We start from the raw sequence: 24063 nt of genomic DNA, 5'->3' as shown, positions 1-24063 counted from the left end.
GCATGATCTTCGAAGAAGCACTTGGCATTCCGGCGGACGCTTTCCTCCGCTCGGCGTAAAGATGGTTTGAAGCCACAGCGTGCGGGCGTGTCCCGGTTGATCTCGCATGGTGTAGAGGGGTTATATAACATCGTAATCCTAATGAATATAAAAATCTTTCAGTGAAGACTGCTGTTTGGCAATGACACGCATGACAACGCTCAAGAAACGCATTCTCGCCGGTCTGGTCACGCTTGCCGCGGCATTCTCGACGCTTGCTTTCGCGACCGAAGGCGGCGGCGACAACATCGGGCAGGGCTCGGAGGGGTTCTTTGCGGGCATGTTGCCTCGGCCGGGCTGGTATGGCGTGCTTTACACCAACTACTATCACGCGAGCCGGTTCAATGACAGCCATGGTAATTCTTCGATCCCGGGCTTCAACTTCTCGGCCGAGGTGCTAGCGGCACGGCTCTTCTATATGTCGAACCTGAAATTCGCGGGTGGCAGGGCAGGCGCTTTTGCCATTGGCGATGTTGCATCGCTACAGAGTAGTTCGGCGTCTGGCAAGGACCATCGCAACGGCGTGGGCGACATCACGCTAGGCTCGACTATAGGCTGGGAGTTTGGCGCGTTCCACCCGCTGCTCGCGGTTGACATTGTGCTGCCCGTTGGCGGCTATGACATGGCACGCGGCCTGAACATCGGCGGCAACTACTACTCGGTCCGCCCGATTGTCGCATTCACCTATCTGCCTGCAAACGGGATCGAAGTGTCAGCAAAAATCACCTACACGTTCAACGTGCGCAACGCGGATACTGACTACCGGTCGGGGCAGATTTTTCACTTCGATTATTCGGTGAGTCATGCGGTGACGAAAGACCTGCGTCTCGGCGTCAACGGGTACTACGTGAACCAAACAACAGACGACTACCAGCACGGCCGGCCTGTCGATGGAGACGGGTATCGCGGCCGCGTAGCCGCCATAGGTCCGGCAGCGCATTATCAGTTCAGCAAGGTCGGCGTCGACCTCAAGGTCCTGAAGGAGTTTGCCGCGCGCAATCGTACAGAGGGCACGAGCATCTGGGCAAAGCTCGTCGTGCCGTTTTGAAGCGGAACGGACACGCTGGCAGATGAATCGCGCCAGACGCCAGCGCTTTCCAAGGCTGCACGGGGGTATCATGTGCGCTAGCAGCGCTGCACAATTTGCCCCAAGGAGGTCGAGCCAATGAGCATCCGGCAGGTCGCCCGATTCGCGGTCAGGCGTTCCGGCACTCGGCCATCTCGATGCGCAGCATGACTCAGTTGCGATGTTCGCCGCGACGCGTTGAACTACCGGAAGCTATCCGTTCTTCCTTGACCAGTTCAATTAACGCTCGTAGCGGGGCGGACGTGAATCTGCTCGAAAAATACAACTGAGGACCTTCGAACTCAGTCCACCAATCATGTAAGACAGGTTGCAACTCGCCGCTTTGCAGGCATGGAGCCAGCCAGTTTTCGAACGTGCCGATGATGCCTCGTCCGCCACAAGCGAGACCGATTGCTGCCCAAACGCCATCCACGCCGACGATGAGCCGTCCAGGCGGATCGACTCTTACGGTTTCGTCGCCGCGCTCGAATTGCCACGCGACGAGGGCACCACTTGAGAAACGCAGCCGTATGCACTCGTGATCCAGTAGGTCGTCCGGATGTTGCGGGGCGCCGCGCGCTGCGAGATATGAGGGTGCCGCGGCCCATGCGATTCGCTGCTGACGGGGTCCGATCGGCACAGCGATAGTGTCCTGCGCCAAATGCTCGCCGTAACGAATCCCGGCATCGCAACCGGCCGCCACAATATCGACGAGCCGGTCGTCCACCATGATTTCCACGCGGACCTCAGGATGTCTTTGCAGGAACCGGTCGATGATGGGCGGCAAGATGTCGACCATCACCGCGCCCGTCACGTTGATCTTGAGAAGGCCCCGTACCTCGCGCTGGGAGCTTGCCGCGTCGTGCAACGCTGCGCGCGTTTCTGCCAGTAGTGGCGAAATTCGGGCGGCGAGCGCGCGCCCCGTTTCTGTCGGCGTGACGCTGCGTGTGGTGCGAATCAGCAGCGGTACACCCAACTGGGTTTCCAGCTGCACGATCCTTTCGCTGACTGTCGACGAGGACAAGCCGAGCCGGCGAGCCGCGGCCCTGAAGCCGCCGGCCTCCAGTACGGCCAGGAAAATCGACAGTAGATCCAGACTGGATTCGTCATGATTGTTCGGCATGGCGATCAGTCTATTCGGTTCCGGGCGAGTTATCAAAACCCGGCGAACGGACCTAAAGTGATTCCAGACTTTCCTGAGGATCAAAAGATGACAAGCAAAACAATCCTGATTACTGGTGCTAACAAGAGCATTGGTTACGAAACGGCTCGACAACTAGGTCATCTGGGCCACCGGATCTGGCTCGGGTGCCGCGATATCGCACGCGGCACAGCAGCGGCGGAATCGCTGGTAGCGCAGGGTCATGACGTTCGGTTTCTTTCTATCGATGTGACCCAGGACGACAGTGTGCTGGCTGCTGCTGCGCATGTGCAAGACGAGGACGGAAGGCTGGATGTGCTGATCAACAACGCCGGTATTTCAGGAATGGCGCACACGACGCCAAGCCAGCAGCCAATCAGCGACATTCGTGCCGTGTACGAGACCAATGTGTTTGGTCCAGTCCGTGTGACCCAGGCGTTTTTGCCACTGCTAAAAGCCGCCGGCCACGGCGTCGTCGTCATGGTGAGCAGCGGACTTGGCTCGCTAGGCTGGCTGTCAGATCCGGATAACCAGTTCTATGGGGTCAACATTCTCGGTTACAACAGTTCCAAGTCGGCACTTAACGCAATTACCGTGGCTTTTGCAAAAGAGTTTGCGTCTTTTGGGATTCGTGTCGATGCCATCGATCCGGGCTACACCGCCACCGACTTCAACAACCATTCCGGGTATCGCCACGTGGAACAGGCGGCGGCCGGTGTTGTCTGGTTGGCAACCCGCAACCCGTCGGGCATCTCAGGACGGTTCTACTTCGATCAGGAGCAGATTCCGTGGTGATGACCATTTGATCGTGCGCCGCGCCACCAGGCGATAACGCTAGAATTGCGGCTTTATCCCGGAATTCGCCAATGTCTTTTGCCTCGCTTGGCCTGATTGATCCCTTGCTGCGTAATGTGAAGGACCTCCATTACCAGACACCCACGCCAGTGCAGGCCCAGGCGATTCCCGCTGTGCTCAGCGGCAAGGACGTGATGGCTGCGGCACAGACCGGCACTGGCAAAACGGCGGGTTTTGCGTTGCCGCTGTTGCAACAACTGGTGCAACACGGCCCCGCGGTGTCCAGCAACCGCGCGCGTGTTCTGGTGCTGGTGCCCACGCGCGAACTGGCTGAACAAGTGCTGCAAAGCTTTATCGATTACGGCCACGGCCTCGACTTACGATTTCTTGCCGCATACGGCGGTGTGAGTATCAATCCGCAGATGATGACGTTACGCAAAGGCGTGGATGTGCTTGTCGCCACGCCCGGCCGTTTGCTGGATCTGAATCGCCAGAACGCAGTGCAGTTTGACCAGATACAAACGCTCGTGCTGGATGAAGCCGACCGCATGCTGGATCTGGGCTTTGCGCGCGAACTCAACGCCGTCTTCGCTGCCTTGCCCGCTCGGCGCCAGACCCTGCTGTTCTCCGCTACCTTTACCGATGATATCCGCGCCATGGCCGCCGCCATCCTTCGCAGCCCGGTCAACATCAGTGTCGGCGCGCCCAATGCCACGGCCAGCAAGATCAAGCAATGGGTGGTGCCGGTCGATAAAAAGAACAAGCCTGAGCTCTTCATGCACCTTGTGGCCCAGAACAACTGGGAGCACGCACTGGTGTTCGTCAAAACCCGCAATGGCGTGGATTACCTGGCGGCCATGCTGGACGAAGCGGGTTATTCGATCGACACCATCCACGGCGATAAACCGCAACCCGCTCGCCTGCGTGCGCTCGAGCGCTTCAAGACGGGCGAAGTACAGATGCTGGTAGCCACCGACGTAGCTGCGCGCGGGCTGGATATCGACGACCTGCCGCTGGTGATCAACGTCGATCTGCCGATCGTGGCTCAAGACTATGTGCACCGTATCGGCCGTACCGGTCGCGCGGGCGCAAGCGGTATGGCAGTCTCCCTTGTATGCGCCGACGAAGCGCCGCAACTGGCCGCGATTGAAGCGCTGATCCGGCAAACGCTGCGCCGTGAAGAAGAGCCGGGTTTCGAAGCCGAACACCGCGTGCCGCAAACCAGCGCGACGGGACAGATCATCAAGAAACCCAAAAAACCTAAAAAGCCGAAATTGCCGCAAGCTGTGGCGGCCGTCGTGCCGGTGCTCAGCAAAAAGCCGCGACCGCAAGGTGGCAGAAACGATCGCAAGCCTCGGGTTCAACGCGCTGTGACCGGGAGTGACAACACTAGCCTCTCCGGCGCTAACCCGTTCAACGTGCAAAAGCCACGCGGCAAAGCCGTCAGCAAGCCGGTTGCGGGTTCACATGAGTCCGCTGGCAAACCCGCCGGTGGCCGCGGCAAACGCCAACCCTGATGTGAGAGGATAATTGACTCCAGCGTTGGAACCGGATGGCATTTGCGCGAGCGAGGTCGTCTCTGGCGAATGTGTCCGCTGCTCACACGAAACCTTCATCTGATCGGCTCGTCGCGAACTGCCGCTTCAGATCTGAAGTATAAGTTTATGCTTCATATCGCATCCCCTATTTGCCTCGCCAAATGCAAAGGCTAACCTGAGTTTTTTGCCAGAACCATTCGGCACTTTCGACAGGAGTTGCACAATGGAATATGTGAAACTTGGCCGCACAGGTCTCGATGTGTCACGTTTGTGCCTTGGCTGCATGAGCTATGGTGTGCCTGACCGCGGCCCGCATCCATGGTCGCTTGACAACGACGCTGCACGCCCTTTCATCAAACAAGCGCTTGATCTCGGCATCAACTTCTTCGATACGGCTAACGTCTATTCGGACGGCACCAGCGAAGAGATCGTGGGCCGCGTCCTCAAGGATTTCGCAAGCCGCGACGAGATCGTGCTCGCCACTAAGGTCCACGGCCGGATGCGTCCGGGACCGAACGGCGCGGGGTTGTCGCGCAAGGCGATCATGGCGGAAATCGACGCGAGCCTGAGGCGCCTCGGCACTGACTACGTCGATCTGTATCAGATCCACCGCTGGGATGACACCACGCCGATCGAAGAAACAATGGAGGCTTTGCACGATGTCGTCAAAGCTGGCAAGGCGCGTTATATCGGCGCCTCGACCATGTATGCGTGGCAATTTTCCAAAGCACTGCATGTCTCCGAACGCCATGGCTGGACCCGCTTTGTAACGATGCAGAACTACGTGAACCTGCTGTATCGGGAAGAAGAACGCGAGATGTTGCCGCTGTGCGAAAGCGAAGGTATCGGCGTGATACCGTGGAGCCCGCTCGCACGGGGCCGTCTGACGCGTGACTGGAACAGCAGCAGCGCACGCTCGGAGACCGACGAATTCGGCCGCACCCTCTATGCCGCGACCGAAGAGGCAGACCGTCAGATCGTCGAACGGGTGAGCGAGATTGCGACGAAGCGAGGTGTGCCGCGGGCGCAGGTCGCGCTTGCGTGGGTGCTGCAGAAGAAACCGGTCACGGCGCCAATTGTCGGCGCGACCAAGCTGCACCATCTGAGCGATGCGGTCGCGGCCGTCTCGCTTAAATTGACTACGGACGAAATCCAACTGCTCGAAGAGCGCTATGTGCCGCATGCGGTGACGGGTTTCAAATAGGCAGTCCTGCTAGCGCTTGCTATCGGCTCGCTGCGCCTCTCAGCAGCTTGCAGGATGCTGAGCTGACCAAGGATTTCATCAGGGACGCGGCTGAAGTCCACGAAACGCTCGATTCAGGACTTCCTGGTTGTAGCAAGCCCTGAATCGCTGATTGGCCGGCCGCGAAGACGATGCTTGCCGGCTTACTGCTTGAACTTGGCAGGCACTTGCGTCATGTCGATCTTGACGATCTCGCCGAAGTCCTGGGTCTTGCCATCTGGCAGGAACTTCTCGCTGGGCGGGAAGGGGTTCGAGGCCGTGGCCATTGATACCGTGCTCGGCTCGTCCGTGATGCCGAAGTCCGAGTCGTTCGACAGGTAGATCTTGGTCGGATCCGCCGGATCGATCGCCACCCCCTCGACCTTGTCGTGGCCAAAGTACATGCCTTTCGGATCGATGGCAGTGAAGAGCGCGGCATAGTTGAGGAACATTGCCTCGGTGCCGACTGTGATGCCGGCCTTGCTCAGCGCTTGCACAGCGGCAGGCGCGTCAACCGTGCCCGCAAGGTCTTCGATGGTCTTGCCACCCACCGTGAGGCCATTGGTCGAATTGTAGATTACCGCTCCGCCGGCGATGGTGGTGCCTATAAGAGGGGATTTCGGGCCGACATCAGTGGCCTGGCTCAGATCGAGCTTCCACAGGTTCTTGTCGGCCCTGGCCTTGCCGCTCGCCGTGCCGTCGCTGGTGCCCTCGAAGTTACCGTCCCGCTCGTCAACGATGAACGTGCCGTCTGTGAGCGCCGTGATCTCGCTCACGGCCTGACCCTCGGGATTGCCTGCGCCGTTGGTGTGCAGGGAATACAAATATTCGTGCACGTCGGTTATCGGGTCGGCTAGGGAGACTTTGACGACGCGTGTGATTGCACCCTTGCCGGAGGCGACCGCTGCCGCGCCATTCTTGTCCAACGGTGACTGCATGATGCCAACGAGGTACTTGCCGTCAGGCGTGAGGGTGAGACCTTCCATGCCCTTGTTCGGCTTGCGTTTCTTCAGTTCGCCGGGCAGCGGCAGGTTGTTGCCCGACGAGGCGGTGGAGTAGGGGTTGAGCCGGGAGATCTCCTTGCCGTTCGCGTCGAAGTGAACAATATAGGGACCATACTCGTCGGAGACCCAGAAGGTGCCGTCGGGCATGGCCACGAGGCCTTCGGGATCGAGCCCGGCCACGCTTGGGGGCAGCGCGTTGCCGTTCAAGTCGTAGATGATCTCGGCAGTGGTTGCCTCGGGATTGACGCGGCCATTCATGGGCGTGCCGTCAGCCAGTGAAAGACCGATGACCCTGGAAACGTCAGCCTTGCCGTTGACGAGTTGAAACAGGGCGATTGCCGGTTGGAATGCCAGATCCGGCTCGATCTTGTTGGTGCCGTCGGGCGCGGTGACGTTGGGACCGCGATCTGTCATGCCGTAGAAATAGCCGGCCCGGTTGGGGGCGGGCGTCAATGCCGAGCCGTAGCCCGTGCCGACGATGGGCACGTTACCCCAACTTGAATACGGAGCAATGGATTGGCTGAAAAGCTGGGTACCTTGCTGAGTGCTGGCGGAACTCTCGGGCGCATCATCGCCGCCGCAGGCACCAAGCGCCAATGTCAAAGTCAGTCCCACACACGTCTTCTTGTTGAACATCGCCCCGTCTCCTTTTTTTGTCGAGCTGCTGGAAAACGTAAAGCTTATATTTGGTAAATGAAAAGTTTGTGGCAGGAGAAAAAAAGACGGGTGTCGGTCCAGCAAACGGATTGACGCATCGATTGCGTGGACTGCGGTCAGTTCCGCGCCGTATGAAAGGTGATCGCGTAGGCATCCGGATCGCCGGCGACAAAGAAGCGGCCGAAGGGGCCGTCGGCAAGCGGGCTCTGGATCACACCGCCCCGCTCTGCAACGAGGTCGTGCAGCGCATCAGTGTCGGTGCAGGCGATCCAGAGCACCATGCCAACACCAAGTGGCCCCGCTTCGGGAAGCGCGTGCAGGGGCTCTCGCAGCGCCAACCGGACGGGGTCGGTCTTGAAAATGATCGCTCCAGGAGGACAGTGCGTCGAGGCTTCAAAACCGAAAGTTTCGACGTAGAACTTGCGGGACGCAACGAGGTCGCGCACCTGCAAGGCGATGAAGTCGGGGCGATTGGCTGACTGCAATCAGTCTTTCACGACCGACCGTTTCGGCTCATATGTCTGACGGTGAAGGAAGTCGACTCCGAGTCTGCAACTCTCGGATTCCTGAGCGAAACGCATCATCTGCACGATCCGGTGTTGCATCAGTCGAGATCAGTGCCGGTCGGTTCGTCTAAAGGAACGAAGGTATGCGTTGTGGTCTCGGCGACCAAGCCGCATTGACCCTGCGAACGACAGTCAGGTCGGACAACCTCCCGCCCGGCTGAAACTGATGTTCTCGGGTGTCTCCTGGTTTGATTACAACCATGATTGCGCGAACGACGGCATCATCGTGTCGTGTGCGGTTTCAATCGATGACGGATTCGTTCGCTTCGAATGCGACGAATGTGACAGTGATTCAACTCACTTGTCCGTATCCAGCAACATCCCGGCAGTGATCACGGTGCAGTATTCCGGGTCGAGATTGGCAAGCGACATCGCGTGTACGTCGTCCGCGCTTCTCAAGGTGCCATTCCAATCCCTTCGATCAAACGTAAAGCAGCCATCGGCTACGAGGTAGGTTGTGAAGCCTAGGTTGCCGGCCATGCGAACCGTCGCCTCTACAGAATTATTGGTGATGACGCCAGCTACCACTAGCGTGTCATGGTCTTGAGCGCGAAGCCGCGCTTCCAAATTTGTACCTAGAAACGCATTGTTGGTCGATTTCGGGATCACCGGCTCGCCGGCGACGGGAGTGGCCTCAGGCTTGAAGTCATGCCCGCTCTGCCCGGGTCGATAATGCGAGCCAGGTTCGGTGGAGTCGTGCCGAATGTGCCATACCGGCCAGCCGTTACTCCGCCAGTGCTGAAGCAAACGTGCAATCTGAACTTCCGCAAGCGGATTGTTTCTCTGCCCCCAGCTTGGGTGGTCTATTGCTTTCTGAAGATCCACCAGCAAGAGGAGGGCACCGGCCGGGCGTTGTAAGGCAGTCATTTTGAATTCGGCGTAAGCGGTTGTTGTCGTGGTGCGATCCGATCCTATTCGGACTTTACTGCACGTTGGTCGCGAGCCGGGTTCTCGTTGTCTGATCGGCCTGGTTCGGCCACGAGGCGTCACCCGCCCGCACCGCTGTTTGGCCAATCAGGTGTCGGTTCCTCCCTGATTGCGGCCCACTTCGACGAGGGGGTTCCGCTTGTCGGATTTACTGACAGCCTTCTAATACTGATTGATTGCTGAATGTAGAGCTAATTCCGACCACGCAGTCCGTGCGCAGCATACGGGAAGAATTGTATATAAACGCGGCCAATGTCCTTGCTTCCCGCCTTGCCTTTCTTGAGGAGCAAGGAATTCTCTCGCGGGCGCCCAGCCCCGACAACAGGCGCCGTGACTTCTACAAGCTGACAGAGAAGGGGCTGGACCTCATTCCCATCGTGTTCAACATAGTCATTTGGAGTGCGAAGCACGATTCGAAACCGTACGTGCGACGCTGCAAGGAGTTCATCGCTCGATTGAATCGAAACCCCAAGGAAGTGAGCGAGGAGGTAAAAGCGCTGGTCCGTGAAGGCGGATGCCTCTTTCCTGAGAGCAAGGAGTGAGCAGTACGGCAAGCACGACCTGTCACGTCGCACGAACGATGTGCACACACCACCGGCTACGACACCTTCAGCGCTTCGAGTCCTCCTCGACGTCCACAGGATTGAAGGAACCGCCGACTACATTGCGCCCCTTCAACAACCCGCAGCCGCAACAGTGATCGAACCCTCTCCCCGATAGCTAGCACCGCTCGGATGGTCGTGCACTTATTAATCCCTGCTCTTTACACGTAAATGACCGTTGTGGAGCGCGCCGACCGTTCGTTCGTGGCCCCGCAGCCGAAACGCCCATTGCGCCAGTGCCCACCTTGCTTTGTGGCCGGCAGGCGCCGCAAAACGCAAGCGGCTCTTCACTCGTACCGCCAGAAAAGAGACCGCCCTGTACGTCGGTCGGCTATCATGCGTGTCCTCTTCGAAGTAACTCCTTATGATTTCCGTCCGTAATGTCACCCTGCGCCGCGGCGTCAATGTCGTACTCGACAGCGCGTCCGTCACCTTCACTCCCGGCGAAAAGATTGGCCTTGTCGGCCGCAATGGTGCCGGCAAGTCGTCATTCTTCGGCCTTCTCAACGGCACGCTGCACGAAGACGGCGGCGAGTTCTCGATTCCTGCTACGTGGAAGATGGGCCAGGTCGCGCAGGAGATGCCGGAGACCGAGCAGAGTGCGACGGACTTCGTAGTCGACGGTGACACTGTGCTGCTGGCCGCGCAGGCCGAAGTGGCGGCCGCCGAGGCGAGCGACGATGGCATGCGCATGGCGCACGCCTACATGGAGCTGCACGATGCTGGCGCACACGATGCCCCCGCACGGGCCGAAGCGCTGATCCAGGGCTTGGGCTTCAGTGCTGCGCAGCTTAGCCAGCCGGTCAACAGTTTCTCCGGCGGCTGGCGCATGCGACTGCAACTGGCACGCGCGCTCATGTGCCCGTCCGACTTGCTGCTGCTCGACGAACCGACCAATCACCTCGACCTCGACGCGCTGGTCTGGCTGGAAGCGTGGCTCAAGCGCTACCAGGGAACCATGGTCGTGATCAGCCACGATCGCGAATTCCTTGACGCGGTGACGCAGGTGACGGTGCACGTCGACAACGCCAAGCTCGTGCGTTATGGCGGCAATTACAGCAAGTTCGAAGAGATGCGCGCCGAGCAGATGTTGCTGCAGCAGGCCTCGATGGCCAAGCAGGCGGACAAGATCGCCCACCTGCAGAAATTCATCGACCGTTTCAAGGCCACGGCCTCGAAGGCGAAGCAGGCGCAGAGCCGGGTCAAGGCGCTCGAACGCATGGAAAAGATCGCCCCCGTGCTTGCCGATGCGGAGTTCACCTTCGAGTTCAAGGAGCCGCTCAACGTCCCGAACCCGCTGTTGTCGATGCTGGACGCAAGCTTCGGCTATCCGGCGCCAAGCGACGCAGCGCCGGGCACGCCGCCGACGGTCATCGTGCGGGGCATCAACCGGTCCGTGCTGGCCGGGCAGCGCATCGGCATTCTCGGTGCCAACGGCCAGGGCAAGTCCACGCTGGTGAAAACGGTGGCGCACGAACTGGCGCCTATTGCGGGCGAAATCAGCGAAGGCAAGGGCCTGAACATCGGGTACTTCGCTCAGCAGGAGCTCGACGTGCTGCGTCCTCTCGACACGCCGCTGGAACACATGATCCGCCTCGCCAAGGACACGCCGGCCAACATGCGTGCCCCTGGCCAGAGTGGCACCGAACAATCGCTTCGCACCTTCCTCGGCACCTTCAGCTTCAGCGGCGACATGGTCCATCAGGCAGTCGGCACGATGAGCGGCGGCGAAAAGGCGCGGCTCGTGTTGTGCATGATCGTGTGGCAGCGTCCCAACCTCCTGCTGCTCGACGAACCTACCAACCACCTCGACCTGGCCACACGCGAAGCGCTGGGCATGGCACTCAACGAATTCGAAGGCACGGTGCTGCTGGTCAGTCACGACCGGTCCCTGCTGCGCGCAGTATGTGACGAGTTCTGGCTCGTCACCAAGGGTGGCGTCGAGCCGTTTGACGGCGATCTGGACGATTACCAGCAGTTCCTGCGCGACGAAGCGCGTCGCATGCGCGAGCAGACTGCCGGGGAGCAGAAGGTCATCGCCTGAGTTGAATGCTGGGCGGTTCCGCATGGCTTGAGCTGCCCTGCCGGTGATGAGGGGTTTCTTCCTATGTTTAGGATGCGATGGTCACTGTTGTGGCAGTGTCAAAAGTATCGACCCGCTTTGTAAAGCATGCTTGTAGGCATGCGCTCTAAAGCGTTAAAGAATGATACGGCCCGCGGCTTTCATCTGCAGAGAGCCTAGTCGAAGATCCACGCTTCAAGCTCTGAGCGTGATCCGTATCGCGGAGCTTCCAGCCAGGCGACCAGATCGGCGTGCAGCCGATTGCAGGTACGCTCGTCGAGGTCAAACTTGGCGTGCAGGAACCCGCTCCCGTCGTCGCCGATCTCAGCGCCCTTCGCCCATTGACCGTCCCAAAATACGACAGTGCGCTCGTTGAGTTCCGCCGTCGTACAACGAGGCATGCTTCGAAGCAACGTTGCCAGATGCGCCTGAAAGGCCACACAACCCATGTCCATGACCGGGCTCCAAGAATAAGATTTTTAAAGATGTGGGCTCTGATAGCAAGCAGCGTGCCGATTGTTTGCGATCTGGTCCTGCTTGATAACTAAATCAACGAAGCCAAATCACGGATCGTCGTCCCAACGTTCCAGGACACCGCAGCGCGACCGACTCTTAATCCAACTGAAGGAACAAGGACACGACGATCCGGGAAACCTTTGACTCGGGTCCTTGACTCGGGTCCTGAGGGCCCGCACTCAAGTCGTTTGCCAGCTTACAGTGAAAAAAACATTCTGGATTCCTTATCAATATCAACATGACATCTCGTGGGGCCAGGCACGATCGTATGTCGGTTCATTGCAGCACGACTGGGTTCCTGCTTCGTGCGCGTGAGTTGTAAGGAACCAGTTTGGGACGCGTTGCGAGCGATAGCCATCGATTATCAAAGCCATTGCAGTAAATACATTCTTTTATTCATTGCGGTATCGTATATTTTCGGCTGTGGCAAGCAGTCCGGCAACCCGCAACCGGGCCAGCGAGGCGGATTGCGTCGCTGAACAAAACCGTACTTGTCATGTATTCAATCGTAGAAACCCCATAAATGCCGGGCAAGCAGATTTTGAACGCTATTACGCAACTATCCGGCAATTTGATTTCCATGCCGGACGCGAAGCCGAACACCTGCCGGGCAAATCCCTATAGGAGGTAAGGCATGTCAACCGAAGCAAAGTGCCCAATCAACCACGCAGCCGGCGGCGGCACAACGAACCGCGACTGGTGGCCGAAGCAACTGCGGCTGGACTTGCTCAGCCAGCACTCGGGGAAAGCAAATCCTCTCGGTAAGGACTTCGATTACGCCGAGGCGTTCAAAAGCCTTGATCTATCCGCGGTGAAGAAGGATCTCGCCGCATTGATGACGGATTCGCAGGACTGGTGGCCGGCGGACTTTGGTCACTATGGCCCATTGTTCATTCGCATGGCGTGGCATAGCGCAGGTACCTATCGCATCGCCGACGGCCGGGGCGGAGCCGGGCGAGGCCAGCAGCGGTTCGCGCCGCTCAACAGTTGGCCCGACAACGTCAGCCTCGACAAGGCCCGGCGTCTGCTTTGGCCAATCAAGCAGAAGTACGGTCAGAAGATTTCCTGGGCGGACTTGTTGATCCTGACCGGCAATGTTGCGCTTGAAACCATGGGCTTCAAGACTCTCGGATTTGCGGGTGGCCGCGAGGACACATGGGAACCGGACCAGGATGTTTACTGGGGAAATGAAAAGACGTGGCTTGGCGGCGATGTCCGCTATGGCAAGGGCGCGGCAGGCAATGACAAGGATGGCGGCGTGCTCGTGGCAGACGAACAAAAGCACGGCGAGGAAAAGAGCCGTACCGACAACGACCGCATTCTCGAGAATCCACTCGGCGCAGTGCAAATGGGTTTGATTTACGTCAATCCTGAAGGGCCGGACGGCAATCCTGATCCACTTGCGGCCGCGCATGATATCCGCGAGACGTTTGCACGCATGGCGATGAACGACGAGGAAACCGTCGCGCTGATCGCAGGCGGACATACGTTCGGCAAGACGCACGGCGCAGGTCCTGCCGACAATGTCGGTCCCGAACCCGAGGCCGCCGAACTCGAAAACCAGGGCCTTGGCTGGAAGAACAAGTTTGGCACCGGAAAGGGCGGCGACACGATCACGAGCGGTCTGGAGGTGACCTGGACCAGCACGCCTACCCAGTGGGGCAACGGGTTTTTCGAGAATCTGTTTGGTCATGAATGGGAGCTGACCAAGAGTCCCGCCGGCGCAAATCAATGGGTTGCGAAGGGCGCGGATGCGACGATTCCCCACGCGCATGATCCGTCGAAGAAGTTGGCGCCCACCATGCTCACTACCGACCTGGCGCTGCGCTTCGACCCGGAATACGAAAAGATTTCGCGCAATTTCCTGCAAAATCCCGACCAGCTTGCCGATGCCTTCGCGCACGCGTGGTTTAAATTGACGCACCGCGACATGGGTCCGCGGCTCCGGTACCTCGGGCCGGAAGTCCCTGGCGAAGAGCTGATCTGGCAAGACCCAATCCCGGCAGTCGATCACACTTTGATCGACGAGCAGGACATTGCTTCTCTAAAGGAAAAAATCGCGGCATCGGGGCTTTCCGTGTCGCAGCTTGTCTCGACTGCGTGGGCATCGGCGTCGACATTTCGTGGCTCGGACAAGCGCGGCGGCGCGAATGGCGCGCGCATCCGGCTGGCTCCGCAGAAGGACTGGGCGGTCAATCAGCCCGCTGAACTGGCAAAGGTCCTGCAGATTCTCGAAGGCATTCAGAGCGGCTTCAACGGTGCGGCCACCGGCGGCAAGAAGGTGTCGATAGCGGACCTGATCGTGCTGGGCGGCAGTGTGGGCATCGAACAGGCGGCGAAGGGCGCGGGACGCGAGGTCAGCGTGCCTTTTACACCAGGTCGTATGGACGCTTCGCAAGAGAAGACCGATGTGATCTCGGTATCGGCTTTGGAACCGCTCGCCGATGGTTTTCGCAACTACGAGAAAGCGAAGTTTGGCGTTCCGGCCGAAGCGCTGTTGATCGATCGTGCGCAGTTGCTCACGCTGACAGCACCTGAAATGACTGCGCTGATTGGCGGCTTGCGCGTTCTGAACGTGAATGCTGGCAAGAGCAAGCATGGCGTGTTCACTGATCGTCCGGAAACGCTCACCAATGACTTCTTTCGCAACTTGCTCAGCATGGACACGGAATGGAAGGCGCTAGCAGCAGATCGTGATGTGTTCGAAGGACGGGATCGCAAGAGCGGCGAGGTGAAATGGACGGGCAGCCGCATCGATCTGGTATTCGGCGCGCACGCTCAACTGCGAGCGCTGGCCGAAGTGTATGCAAGCGAAGATGGGAACGAGAAGTTCGTTCACGATTTCATCGGTGCATGGGTCAAGGTGATGAACCTGGACCGATTCGATGTTGTTACTGCCGGTTGATCCTTGACTGAAGGCAGGCAGTACGGCTCCTGGATTTACCGGAGCCGTACTGGTTTGCCGGAGCAGGCCTGCAAGCGTCGTCTGCCTCCCCGTAGTTCGACGACCTTGATCAAAAAATAACGTACACCTTGCGCATCGCTTCTTCGACTTCCCACAGACCCTCTGTGTTGGCTTCGAAGAACAGGGTGTCGCCGCTGGCAAAGTGGATGGTGTCTTCGCCGTCTGCCGTGAAACGTCCGCGGCCGGCGAGAAAGTGCATGACCTCCGCTTGCTTGACCGAGCGCCTGTAGGTGCCCGCCGAACATTCGAAAATGCCGGTGTCGATGGCTTCACTGCCTTTGATTACCGTCTGCAAACCGGAAACCTGTATGGGCGCGGTGCCCGGCAAACCTGCAGTTCCCCAGTCTTCGAGGCCTTTGGCATTGACGCTTTGTTTGATCTGCTGGACCTTCACTGATGCCCCTCTGAATTCGTTCTGCCGCAATTGATTGAAACGTAAGGAATCAAACCGGACTGACGGTTCGCTCGATCTTGCCGAGCCGCACCACGGTCACACCCGGAAGCAATTGCCTGAGCGACGGCATGACAAGTACGCAATCGTCGTACGGCGTAAGGACGGGTTGTCCGTTGGACCACGCAATCACGCTGCCTGCCTTCGGAAACACTTCGAGCCCGGTGTACGCATTCGCAAAGCGAAAATCCATGCTGTCGGCGACGACGGGCTGCGTCACGCGAACCACATTCATCTCGCTTGGCGACGGCTGGAGCCAGCCCTCTGGAAGGTCACTTTCGTCGACCACACCTGAGTGCTGCAGGAAACGCGCGGTGGTATCGCGGGCGACCGTTACCGCGCTCGCTTCCCAGTGCTGACCGCATTCAATCAACAATGCGTTCTTCGCGCTGCCGGCGTCGCCGAATGCGCCGTAGTCACGCATCCTGCGGCCCTGGGGATGACCTTCATCCACGATCACGGTGGCCGGCGTCCCGATTGCAAGCGCAAGTTCGATGCCTTTTTCCAGCGGCCCCGAAACGATCAGCGGCCGGCTCTTCTCGTGCATTGAATGCAAGTCGAGCAGCAAGTCGACAGTGTCGATGACCGGGCGCATTTCGCGGGCGCGTGCGAGTTCGCTCGACGTGCGCGCAGTATTGTCGAGCACGGCCTCCGTCCAGACGCGATTGAAGTCCTGGTCGACAAAACGGGCGGCGTCGGGCATTTCCGGATCGAAGCGTTCGTAGGCCGCGATGTTCGCAAAAGCAAGCGTCAGGCGGCCGCGACGCGGGCGCAGCCCGGCGCGCAGCAACGCATCCACCACGATCGCGCCGCAGACTTCATTGCCATGCGTCAGCGCGTTGATCATCACGTGCGGCCCGGCCATGCCGGAATCGAACGTATGCACATACGGCACGCCGCAAGCCGACGCCTCGTGCGGCGAGAGAACGGGGAACGTGACTTCGATTGGATAGTTGGCGGCGGCGCTCATGCAAGATTCCCCTGGCAGATGTACTTGATCGACAAATAATCGTCGAGACCATATTTGGATCCTTCGCGGCCATAGCCCGATTCCTTGACGCCGCCGAACGGCGCGGCTTCGCTCGCCAGCGCGCCTTCGTTCACACCGACAATGCCGGTTTCGAGCGCGCGCGAAACGCGGTCGATACGCTTCGGGCTTTCGCTATAGAAATACGATGCAAGCCCGAAGGGGGTATCGTTGGCGGCAAGAATCGCTTCTTCCTCGGTCTCGAACTTGAACATGGCGACGACCGGTCCGAAGGTTTCTTCACGGCACAGGAGCATGTCGTGGTTGGCGTCGGCGAGTACGGTGGGGGCGTAGTAATTCGGACCGAGCTCCGCCAACTGTCTGCCGCCCGCAAGCACACGGGCGCCGTGCTCGACGGCGTCATCCACGTGACGTGCGATCTTGTCGAGCGCGCGCGCGTTGATCATCGGGCCGATCTGGGCGGCCGCGTCGGTCGCGGGCGCAACCTTGAGCGCGGCGACGCGACGGCTCAGCATCTCGCCGAATCGTTCATACACGCCGGCTTGCACGTAGACGCGGTTCGGGCAGACGCAGGTCTGGCCGCCGTTGCGAAATTTCGATACCAGCATGCCGTCGACGGCTGCCTCGAGATCGGCGTCATCGAAGACGATGAACGGCGCGTTGCCGCCAAGTTCCAGCGACAGTTTCTTGAGCGTGCCGGCGGATTCGCGCGCCAGATATTTGCCAACCGGTGTCGAGCCCGTGAAGGTGATCTTGCGCACGCGCGGGTCTTCCAGCCAGTCCGCGACGGCGGCGATCGCATGTTCGCGCGATGCCGTGATCAGGTTCAGCGCGCCCGCGGGCACGCCGGCTTCGTGCGCAAGCAGTACCAGTGCCGAGGCCGTCAGCGGTGTATCTTCGGCGGGTTTTGCGACGACGGTGCAACCGGCCGCGAGTGCCGGCGCAATCTTGCGCGCGATCATTGCAAGCGGGAAATTCCATGGTGTGATGGCGGCGACCACGCCAATGGGTTCGCGGATCGCCGTCATGCGCTTGCCGCGTTGCTGCTGCGGAATGATGTCGCCGTAAATGCGCGTGGCTTCGTCGGCGAACCAGCTCACATAAGACGCGCCATAAGCGACTTCGCCTTTGCCTTCGGCGAGCGGCTTGCCCTGTTCAAGCGAGATCAGTGCGCCAAGCGAATCCTGGTTCGCCATGATCAAAGCGGCCCATTTGTGGAGGATCACTGAACGTTCCTTTGGCAGCCGGTCGCGCCACGCGGGCAGCGCGCGTGCGGCGGCATCGGTTGCGGCGCGCGCGTCGGCGGGACCGCTGTCGGCGACTTGTGCAATGGATTCGCCTGTAGCCGGGTTCGAGACGCTGAAGCGGGCGTGATCGGCGGCCTCGAGCCATTTGCCATCGACAAAGTTACCCGACTGGATCAATTCTTTCAGTTCGTATTGGCGGTTCATGTTTCCCTCCGGATTCGCGCGGCCCGCGCAGTCGTGCGCGTGGCCGGCATCGGTAATGTTCGGGGTGAATAGCGTTGCCTGCATCTTGTCGATGCAACCGGTCGACGAATATCAGTCGTGGTTCTGCGAAAACAGGGATTCGAGCGGGTAATGGGTCTTGACGAACGGCGATTTGATGATCACGAAGCTGAAGTATTTTTCGATACCGATATTGCGTTCGAGCAAACCTTCGATGATGCTTTGATAGTGGCTGACGCTGCGGGTGACGAACTTGAGCAGGTAATCGTAGCCGCCGCTTGCAAGATGACATTCCACGATTTCATCCACGTCGCGAATGGCGTCCACGAACTTGATGAAGTCTTCCCGGCGATGATCCGCCAGCGTCACTTCAGTGAACACGATCTGCACGTCGCCGAGCTTTTCGAGCTGGATCTGCGCGCCGTAACCGACGATATACCCCGCTTTTTCCAGCCTCTTTACCCGGATGAGGCAGGGGCTGGACGAAAGCCCCACAGCGTCCGCAAGCTCGACGTTCGTTATGCGGCCTTTCTTTTGCAACTGCGTAAGAATGCGCAAGTCTATGCGGTCGAGTTTGCAGTCGCTGCTCATGATGGGTGTGGCTCCGGCGGGAAGATTGTCGTGAGAAGCGAGACGATCTTATCACGCAGATTTGCGGCAAAACGGTTCCGCCATCAGGCTGTGACCGCTGGTTGGGTCTTCAATGCGGCGCGCACATCGGCTTCATTGAGCACGTCGTCGAGTGTCTTTGCAAGGCGCTCGAACATCTGGTCGAAATCGCTGTCCGTGAAGCTCAATGCGGGCGCAAAGCCGAGAATGTTGTCGCCGAAAGCCCGGAAGACAAGCCGGTTTTTGTATGCCGCGGCAGCAATCCGTTCCGAGAGTTTCAGCGATGCATCGAAACCTTGTCGCGTGGTTTTATCGGAGACGAGTTCCAGTGCGCCAAGCAACCCGCGATGGCGCGAGTCGCCCACGAGCGGATGATCGAGCAGCGCGTCGAGGCCCGCCGCGAAACGCGGACCATGCGCCACGCCGTTCGCGAGCACGCCGCCTTCGTGATACAGGCGCAGCACTTCCAGACCGATCGCCGCGCTCACCGGATGCGCGGAATACGTGTGTCCATGTCCGACGATCGCGCTCGCGTCGCCGTCGGCGATTCCCTGATACACGGCGTCGGACATCAGCACGGCGCCCATTGGCGCATAGCCTGAGGTCAGGCCCTTTGCAACGGTCATCAGGTCCGGTTGCACGTCCTCGGCCTGGCACGCGAACAGCGGGCCGGTGCGGCCGAAACCGGTGATGACTTCATCGGCGACAAAGAGGATATCGAGCTTGCGGCACGCTTCGCGCATGGCTTTCAGCCAGCCGGCCGGCGGCACGATCACGCCGCCCGATCCCTGGATCGGCTCGCAGAAAAACGCGGCTACGTTGTCGGCGCCGATCTCGGCAACCTTGGCTTCGAGCGCGGCGACGGATGCGGCGATCAGCGCGGCGTCATCGGGGAAATCGTTGCGGTACGCATAGGGCGAAGGAAGATGATGCTGGGTCGGCAGCGGCAGGTCGAAGTTGCGATGAAACGCGGGCAACGCCGTCAGGCCCGCGCCGACAGAAGACGACCCGTGGTACCCGCGATGCAGTGCAATGATGTGCTTCTTGGCCGGCCTGCCGGTTGCGTTGAAGTAATGTGTGATGAAACGGATTGCGGAATCGACTGCATCCGAGCCGCCGAGCGTGAAATACACATGCTGCAGGGATTCCGGCGACACTTCGACCAGCTTCTGCGCCAGTTCGATCGCAGGGGCCGAGCCGAAGTGAAAGTAGCTCGTGGCGTAGGGCAGGCGGCTCATCTGTTCGGTCGCCACCTTGACGATACTTTCCTGTCCGTAGCCAACGTTCACGCACCAGAGGCCGGAGAAGCAGTCGAGCAGTTCGTTGCCGTCGGCATCGCGCAGGTAGGCACCCTTTGCGGACTCGAGCACGGTGACGCCGCGGGCTTCATGTGCGCGGTAGTTGATGACCGGATGAATCAGATGCTTGCGGTCGGCTTCAATGAGCGATTTGATCGACATGGTTTTCTCGGACGCTGGATGGGCTGTTGACTGCTCCAATATTACTCATGGACAGCCATTGCCTGACGCGTTAAAAAATTCCCCAAAGCACGCGGATGTCGCGTTTTGCAAGCTCTGCGCAGCATATTCTGCGGCGCGGGCCTTCGAGGTGCGTTTGAGGTGCGCTTGGTGAGCTGTCTTGGTGAACTGTCTTAGGCGAGCTGTCTGGCCGGTCAATAACCCCGGCTGCGATCGACCTGCCCGATCAGCGGCAGGCCTCGTTCGTGGCGCCGCAAATTCTCGAGGACGGTCTCGACCGCGCCTTCGGGACGCGTCGCGCTGGCAATGTGCGGCGTGATCCGCACGCGCGGGTGCGTCCATAGCGCATGACCGGCGGGAAGCGGCTCGGGGTCGGTCACATCGAGGATCGCGGTGTCGAGCTGGCCGCTCTCTAGTGCGGCGAGCAGATCTTCCTGGTTCAGGTGCGGGCCGCGGCCGGTTTGGATCAGCGATGCCCCTCGCGGCAGCTTGTTGAAAAGTGCTGCGTCGAGCATGCCTTGGGTTTCCTGCGTGAGCGGCAGCAGGCAGACGAGGATATCCGTGCGGGCAAGGAATGCATCGAGTGCGGCGGCGCCTGCATGACATTGCACGCCCTCGATCTGTCCGCCGGAGCGGCTCCAGCCCGCGCAATCGAAGCCGAACAGCCGCAGCCGCTCGAGGACGGCTGTCCCGAGCATGCCAAGACCCAGGACACCGATTCGCCTCGACGATGCCGGCCGGACGTGCCGTGCCTTCCACTCCTGCCGGGCCTGCTGCGCGGCGTAAGCCGCAACGTCGCGATGAATCGTCAGCACGGCTTGCGTGACATATTCGACCATGCCTTGCGCGATGCCCGGCTCGATCATGCGCACCACGGGAATATGCTCAGGCACGCGCGAGAGATCGAACTGATCGACGCCCGCGCCCACCGAGAAGATGACCTCGAGGTTGGGCAGGGCTTCCAGCGGATTGTCGGGCGGCTGCCACGCGGCCAGGTATCTGATCGCCGCCGGATCGCCGACATCGGGCCATAGATGAAACGCAATGTCCGGCGCTTGCTGCGCGAAGAGCGCGCCCCACTGGGCGCCCCGAACGGGATCGGCTTTGTAGAGGAAGGCCATGGGGAGTTACAGCATTGCCTGATTGATGATCGCGAACTGGCGGCAATCGTCGTCCGGGTTGTCGCGACCGGTCGCGGCGGGCGCGTTCAGCACCATTTTCATCACGCTATCTACGCGCGGCAGTCCGAGGCCGTCGAGCCATTCGGTCAGGCCACATTCGGCGGGTGTATCGATACGAATGAACATGCCCTCGTTCAACGACAGCCAATGGCTGATCAATGCCTTCGCGCGCACGGGATCGGAACCGGGCGCGACCACCGGGCCGATAGCGAAACCGCGTCCGAACCGGCGAAATAGCGAGAAGCCGATCAGTTCGCCGTCGCGGTCGAGACCGATGCCGTCGGCGTTTGCGAGCAGCGCCGGCAATGTCTGCGTGCGGTCGAGCCCGCATGCGCGGGACGCCAGATCTATGAGACGGGCGGTATCGTTCGTACCCAGCGGCCGCAGCCTTTCCCCCGACGGCAACGCCATCAGCGGCGGCTGGAACGCCGTTCCCTGATGCTGGTCGAGCGTCCCGACCGCGCGAAAGCCAAGTTTCTCGTAAAGCGGCTGGCCGGCGAGCGTGGCGTGCAAAAACGTCACGCGGCCTTCGAGTGCTTCGAGCACGCTTTCCATGAGCTTGCGCCCGATCCCGAGACCTTGCCGCGCCGGCGACACGATCACCATGCCAAGCGATGCCCGGTCGTCGCCATATGTCCAGTACAACGCCGTGCCCACGACCTCTCCGGCTTCAATGGCAACGAACCCGGCGCCGGCCTGCGCCACGAACTGCCAGTCTTCCGCGCGATGCGGCCATTTCAGCTCGACCGTGAGGGCATGCGCGGCGGCAATATCTTCGTCTGTGAAAGGTCTATATGCAACTTGGTCGGACACATGGCCTCCGTGAATGGCTTCGGACTACACGCGCTTACTCTGGCATTCGTCACGGCGCGTGAATAGGACGATCTTTTCGTCGCGTCCTTTGCGAACGCAAGCAGGACGCAACCAGGCACTTTCGATGCAAATTGCACGGTCTGCGTCCTCATAACGCGTGGTTTGTGCTGAACGCGGATTTTTGTCGGTGAGATGTGCGGTGCTGGCGGCACTACGATTGAAGTGATTCCAGAGACCCTTCTTTCTCGAGGATATTGCAATGGACCAGTTCGATCCCGCCCGCGTTGCCGTGCGCACCGGGCATTTCATAGGCGGCGACTATGTGGACGAAGGCGGGCGCCGGATCGACGTCGCACGGCCCTCGGACGGCGTGATGTACGCGTCGGTGCCGGTGGCCGATGCAGCCATGATCGACCGTGCCGTGGAAGACGCATGGCGTGCTTTCAGGACGAGTGGCTGGGCCAGCATGGCGCCGCGCGAGCGGGCCAAGATCCTGCGTCGCTTCGCCGACCTGGTCGCAGCGGACGTGGAAACGCTCGCGCCACTCGAATCCCTCGGCTCGACCCGCCCGATCCGCGACGCCAGCAACTGGGACGTCCCGTTCACCGCAGAGGGCATCCGGTTCTACGCGGAATTCGCCGACAAGCTCGGCGGCGATGTGGCGGCGACAGATCACGATCATCTCGGCATGACCATCGCCGAACCGTACGGCGTGATCGGCGCCATTGCGCCGTGGAATTTTCCGCTCGTGATGGCGTCGTGGAAGATCGCGCCGGCGCTCGCGGCGGGCAACGCGGTCGTGCTGAAACCCTCGGAGATGACGCCGTTCTCGGTGCTTCGCCTGGCCGAGCTGGCTGTGCTGGCGGGCGTTCCGAAGGGAATTTTCAATGTGGTCCAGGGCGACGGCCGCACGACCGGGGACGCGCTCGTGCGGCACCCGAAGATATCGAAGGTCACGTTCACGGGTTCCACGCGGACCGGGGCAGCGATCATGGCCGCGTGCGCCGGGTCGGGCACCAAGCCCGTGACGCTGGAACTCGGCGGCAAGAGCCCGCAGATCGTGTTTGCCGATGCCCCCCATCTCGACGATGTCGCGCGCCGGATTGCGGGTGCGATCTCGGGCAATGCGGGGCAGGTCTGCGTTGCGGGCTCGCGCCTGCTGGTCGAGCGCGCGCTTGCCGAACCGCTTGCCGAGCGGATCCAGAAAGTTTTCTCCGAGCTGAAGGCGGGTCACACCTGGAGCGCCGGCACGACGCTCGCGCCGATCATCTCGGAACCGCAGACGGCGCGCATCGAATCGATTGTCGGACGCACGGTTGCTGCGGGCGCCACGCTTCAATGCGGCGGGACGCGCGAAGGCGCGTCTTATCGGCCAACCTTGCTCACGGATGTCACGCCGTCGTCGGAAGCCGTGCGCGAGGAAATCTTCGGTCCGGTGCTGACGCTGCAGACATTCGACACGGAAGCCGAGGCGCTGGAACTTGCGCAGCACCCCGAATATGGTCTCGCCGCCGGCGTGCACACGGCGGACCTCGGCCGTGCGCTGCGCTTCGTGCGGGGTCTGGAAGCGGGCACGGTGTGGGTGAACCGTTATGGCCGGAGCGCGGATTTCATGATCCCGACCGGCGGCTACAAGCGCTCGGGGATCGGCAAGGATCTCGGACGCCAGGCTTACGAAGCCAATCTGCGCTTCAAGAGCGTGCTGATCGATCTGCGCCAGTAACGCGAGACGCAAGGCCCGGTGTCCGCGGGTGAAGCCCGATGCCGAGGCAGTCTTTCGAAACAACGCCGCAGACTCTGCTGTCGCAATACCTCAAAAACGCATCTTTGTATTTTTGGCGCGCCCGAATGAAGAAACATCTATGTTTTTGCGCTGGTTAAATTCTTATCAGGGCAGCACCGGAGCGCAACGCTGGAGATGGACCGCGCGGTCCGCTGAATTCACCACTTAGTTAATTTTCACGACAGGACCAT

The 24063-nt window shown here is 60.3% G+C and carries 20 protein-coding genes; 8 read left to right on the top strand and 12 right to left on the bottom strand.

Annotation, left to right across the window (positions count from 1 at the left end; genetic code table 11):
- Window positions 1–190: 190 nt before the first annotated feature.
- Window positions 191–1087, top strand: a complete 897-nt coding sequence (locus AX768_RS20930; RefSeq protein WP_062002380.1) for a SphA family protein — start codon at window positions 191–193, stop codon at window positions 1085–1087.
- 190 nt (window positions 1088–1277) lie between these two features.
- Here the strand turns inward: AX768_RS20930 and AX768_RS20925 are convergent, their stop codons facing one another.
- Window positions 1278–2228: a LysR family transcriptional regulator gene (locus AX768_RS20925; protein ID WP_062001937.1), complete on the bottom strand. Its 951-nt coding sequence runs from the start codon at window positions 2226–2228 to the stop codon at window positions 1278–1280.
- Here AX768_RS20925 and AX768_RS20920 point away from each other — a divergent pair.
- From AX768_RS20920 to AX768_RS20910, 3 genes are all read left to right on the top strand, one after another.
- A complete protein-coding gene (locus tag AX768_RS20920) occupies window positions 2214–3041 on the top strand; it encodes an SDR family oxidoreductase (RefSeq protein WP_231941441.1) in 828 nt (275 codons plus the stop codon). The two genes, AX768_RS20925 and AX768_RS20920, sit on opposite strands and share 15 nt — an antisense overlap.
- Before the next feature lie 71 nt (window positions 3042–3112).
- Window positions 3113–4558 (top strand): DEAD/DEAH box helicase, encoded by a 1446-nt coding sequence (locus AX768_RS20915; RefSeq protein WP_062001935.1) that lies wholly within the window; start codon window positions 3113–3115, stop codon window positions 4556–4558.
- A gap of 244 nt (window positions 4559–4802) precedes the next feature.
- Entirely contained in the window at window positions 4803–5783 is a 981-nt protein-coding gene (locus tag AX768_RS20910; RefSeq protein ID WP_062001934.1) for an aldo/keto reductase, read from the top strand.
- 182 nt (window positions 5784–5965) lie between these two features.
- Here the strand turns inward: AX768_RS20910 and AX768_RS20905 are convergent, their stop codons facing one another.
- From AX768_RS20905 to AX768_RS20895, 3 genes are all read right to left on the bottom strand, one after another.
- Window positions 5966–7441, bottom strand: a complete 1476-nt coding sequence (locus tag AX768_RS20905) for an esterase-like activity of phytase family protein (protein WP_062001933.1) — start codon at window positions 7439–7441, stop codon at window positions 5966–5968.
- Between the two features lie 137 nt (window positions 7442–7578).
- Window positions 7579–7947, bottom strand: a complete 369-nt coding sequence (locus AX768_RS32130; RefSeq protein WP_082778971.1) for a VOC family protein — start codon at window positions 7945–7947, stop codon at window positions 7579–7581.
- Window positions 7948–8325: 378 nt separating this feature from the next.
- Window positions 8326–8895: a cysteine hydrolase family protein gene (locus AX768_RS20895; protein WP_062001931.1), complete on the bottom strand. Its 570-nt coding sequence runs from the start codon at window positions 8893–8895 to the stop codon at window positions 8326–8328.
- Window positions 8896–9149: 254 nt separating this feature from the next.
- Between AX768_RS20895 and AX768_RS20890 the strand changes: the two genes are divergently transcribed.
- On the top strand, window positions 9150–9497 hold the full coding sequence (locus AX768_RS20890; protein ID WP_231941549.1) for a winged helix-turn-helix transcriptional regulator: 348 nt from the start codon (window positions 9150–9152) through the stop codon (window positions 9495–9497).
- Between the two features lie 424 nt (window positions 9498–9921).
- Window positions 9922–11601: an ABC-F family ATP-binding cassette domain-containing protein gene (locus AX768_RS20885; protein ID WP_062001929.1), complete on the top strand. Its 1680-nt coding sequence runs from the start codon at window positions 9922–9924 to the stop codon at window positions 11599–11601.
- Window positions 11602–11795: 194 nt separating this feature from the next.
- Here AX768_RS20885 and AX768_RS20880 read toward each other — a convergent pair whose 3' ends face one another.
- Complete coding sequence (locus AX768_RS20880) at window positions 11796–12074, bottom strand: hypothetical protein (protein ID WP_062001928.1); 279 nt, start codon at window positions 12072–12074, stop codon at window positions 11796–11798.
- A gap of 695 nt (window positions 12075–12769) precedes the next feature.
- Between AX768_RS20880 and katG the strand changes: the two genes are divergently transcribed.
- Complete coding sequence (gene katG, locus AX768_RS20875) at window positions 12770–15040, top strand: catalase/peroxidase HPI (RefSeq protein WP_062001927.1); 2271 nt, start codon at window positions 12770–12772, stop codon at window positions 15038–15040.
- A gap of 109 nt (window positions 15041–15149) precedes the next feature.
- Here the strand turns inward: katG and AX768_RS20870 are convergent, their stop codons facing one another.
- The 7 genes from AX768_RS20870 to AX768_RS20840 all read right to left on the bottom strand — a co-directional run bounded on the left by AX768_RS20870 (window position 15150) and on the right by AX768_RS20840 (window position 22089).
- Window positions 15150–15494: a cupin domain-containing protein gene (locus AX768_RS20870; RefSeq protein WP_062001926.1), complete on the bottom strand. Its 345-nt coding sequence runs from the start codon at window positions 15492–15494 to the stop codon at window positions 15150–15152.
- A gap of 49 nt (window positions 15495–15543) precedes the next feature.
- Window positions 15544–16521 carry a M14 family metallopeptidase gene (locus AX768_RS20865; protein WP_062001925.1) on the bottom strand — a complete coding sequence of 326 codons (978 nt, stop codon included), beginning with the start codon at window positions 16519–16521 and terminating at the stop codon, window positions 15544–15546.
- Window positions 16518–17990: an NAD-dependent succinate-semialdehyde dehydrogenase gene (locus AX768_RS20860; protein WP_062002379.1), complete on the bottom strand. Its 1473-nt coding sequence runs from the start codon at window positions 17988–17990 to the stop codon at window positions 16518–16520. Before AX768_RS20860 ends, AX768_RS20865 begins: the two co-directional genes overlap by 4 nt.
- 111 nt (window positions 17991–18101) lie before the next feature.
- Window positions 18102–18599 carry an Lrp/AsnC family transcriptional regulator gene (locus tag AX768_RS20855; protein ID WP_062001924.1) on the bottom strand — a complete coding sequence of 166 codons (498 nt, stop codon included), beginning with the start codon at window positions 18597–18599 and terminating at the stop codon, window positions 18102–18104.
- An 83-nt stretch (window positions 18600–18682) separates the two neighbouring features.
- The gene (locus AX768_RS20850; protein ID WP_062001923.1) at window positions 18683–20077 is read right to left on the bottom strand and encodes an aspartate aminotransferase family protein; all 1395 of its coding nucleotides are present in this window, start codon (window positions 20075–20077) and stop codon (window positions 18683–18685) included.
- Between the two features lie 212 nt (window positions 20078–20289).
- Window positions 20290–21216 (bottom strand): 2-hydroxyacid dehydrogenase, encoded by a 927-nt coding sequence (locus AX768_RS20845; RefSeq protein ID WP_062001922.1) that lies wholly within the window; start codon window positions 21214–21216, stop codon window positions 20290–20292.
- 6 nt (window positions 21217–21222) lie between these two features.
- Window positions 21223–22089: a GNAT family N-acetyltransferase gene (locus AX768_RS20840; RefSeq protein WP_062001921.1), complete on the bottom strand. Its 867-nt coding sequence runs from the start codon at window positions 22087–22089 to the stop codon at window positions 21223–21225.
- Between the two features lie 259 nt (window positions 22090–22348).
- Between AX768_RS20840 and AX768_RS20835 the strand changes: the two genes are divergently transcribed.
- A complete protein-coding gene (locus tag AX768_RS20835) occupies window positions 22349–23812 on the top strand; it encodes an aldehyde dehydrogenase family protein (RefSeq protein WP_062001920.1) in 1464 nt (487 codons plus the stop codon).
- The last annotated feature ends 251 nt before the right edge of the window (window positions 23813–24063 follow it).

The sequence above is a fragment of the Burkholderia sp. PAMC 28687 genome (genome assembly GCF_001577465.1).
GTDB lineage: Bacteria > Pseudomonadota > Gammaproteobacteria > Burkholderiales > Burkholderiaceae > Caballeronia.
The sequence above is the reverse complement of the archived record's forward strand: the minus strand, read 5'-3'. Positions and strand labels throughout refer to the sequence as shown.

Excerpts from the sequence above, each read along its gene's own strand:
- AX768_RS20930 (WP_062002380.1), top strand. The coding sequence starts at position 191 with ATGACAACGCTCAAGAAACGCATTCTCGCCGGTCTGGTCACGCTTGCC.
- AX768_RS20920 (WP_231941441.1), top strand. The coding sequence starts at position 2,214 with ATGATTGTTCGGCATGGCGATCAGTCTATTCGGTTCCGGGCGAGTTAT.
- AX768_RS20925 (WP_062001937.1), bottom strand. The coding sequence starts at position 2,228 with ATGCCGAACAATCATGACGAATCCAGTCTGGATCTACTGTCGATTTTC.
- AX768_RS20915 (WP_062001935.1), top strand. The coding sequence starts at position 3,113 with ATGTCTTTTGCCTCGCTTGGCCTGATTGATCCCTTGCTGCGTAATGTG.
- AX768_RS20910 (WP_062001934.1), top strand. The coding sequence starts at position 4,803 with ATGGAATATGTGAAACTTGGCCGCACAGGTCTCGATGTGTCACGTTTG.
- AX768_RS20905 (WP_062001933.1), bottom strand. The coding sequence starts at position 7,441 with ATGTTCAACAAGAAGACGTGTGTGGGACTGACTTTGACATTGGCGCTT.
- AX768_RS20895 (WP_062001931.1), bottom strand. The coding sequence starts at position 8,895 with ATGACTGCCTTACAACGCCCGGCCGGTGCCCTCCTCTTGCTGGTGGAT.
- AX768_RS20885 (WP_062001929.1), top strand. The coding sequence starts at position 9,922 with ATGATTTCCGTCCGTAATGTCACCCTGCGCCGCGGCGTCAATGTCGTA.
- AX768_RS20880 (WP_062001928.1), bottom strand. The coding sequence starts at position 12,074 with ATGGACATGGGTTGTGTGGCCTTTCAGGCGCATCTGGCAACGTTGCTT.
- katG (WP_062001927.1), top strand. The coding sequence starts at position 12,770 with ATGTCAACCGAAGCAAAGTGCCCAATCAACCACGCAGCCGGCGGCGGC.
- AX768_RS20865 (WP_062001925.1), bottom strand. The coding sequence starts at position 16,521 with ATGAGCGCCGCCGCCAACTATCCAATCGAAGTCACGTTCCCCGTTCTC.
- AX768_RS20860 (WP_062002379.1), bottom strand. The coding sequence starts at position 17,990 with ATGAACCGCCAATACGAACTGAAAGAATTGATCCAGTCGGGTAACTTT.
- AX768_RS20855 (WP_062001924.1), bottom strand. The coding sequence starts at position 18,599 with ATGAGCAGCGACTGCAAACTCGACCGCATAGACTTGCGCATTCTTACG.
- AX768_RS20850 (WP_062001923.1), bottom strand. The coding sequence starts at position 20,077 with ATGTCGATCAAATCGCTCATTGAAGCCGACCGCAAGCATCTGATTCAT.
- AX768_RS20845 (WP_062001922.1), bottom strand. The coding sequence starts at position 21,216 with ATGGCCTTCCTCTACAAAGCCGATCCCGTTCGGGGCGCCCAGTGGGGC.
- AX768_RS20835 (WP_062001920.1), top strand. The coding sequence starts at position 22,349 with ATGGACCAGTTCGATCCCGCCCGCGTTGCCGTGCGCACCGGGCATTTC.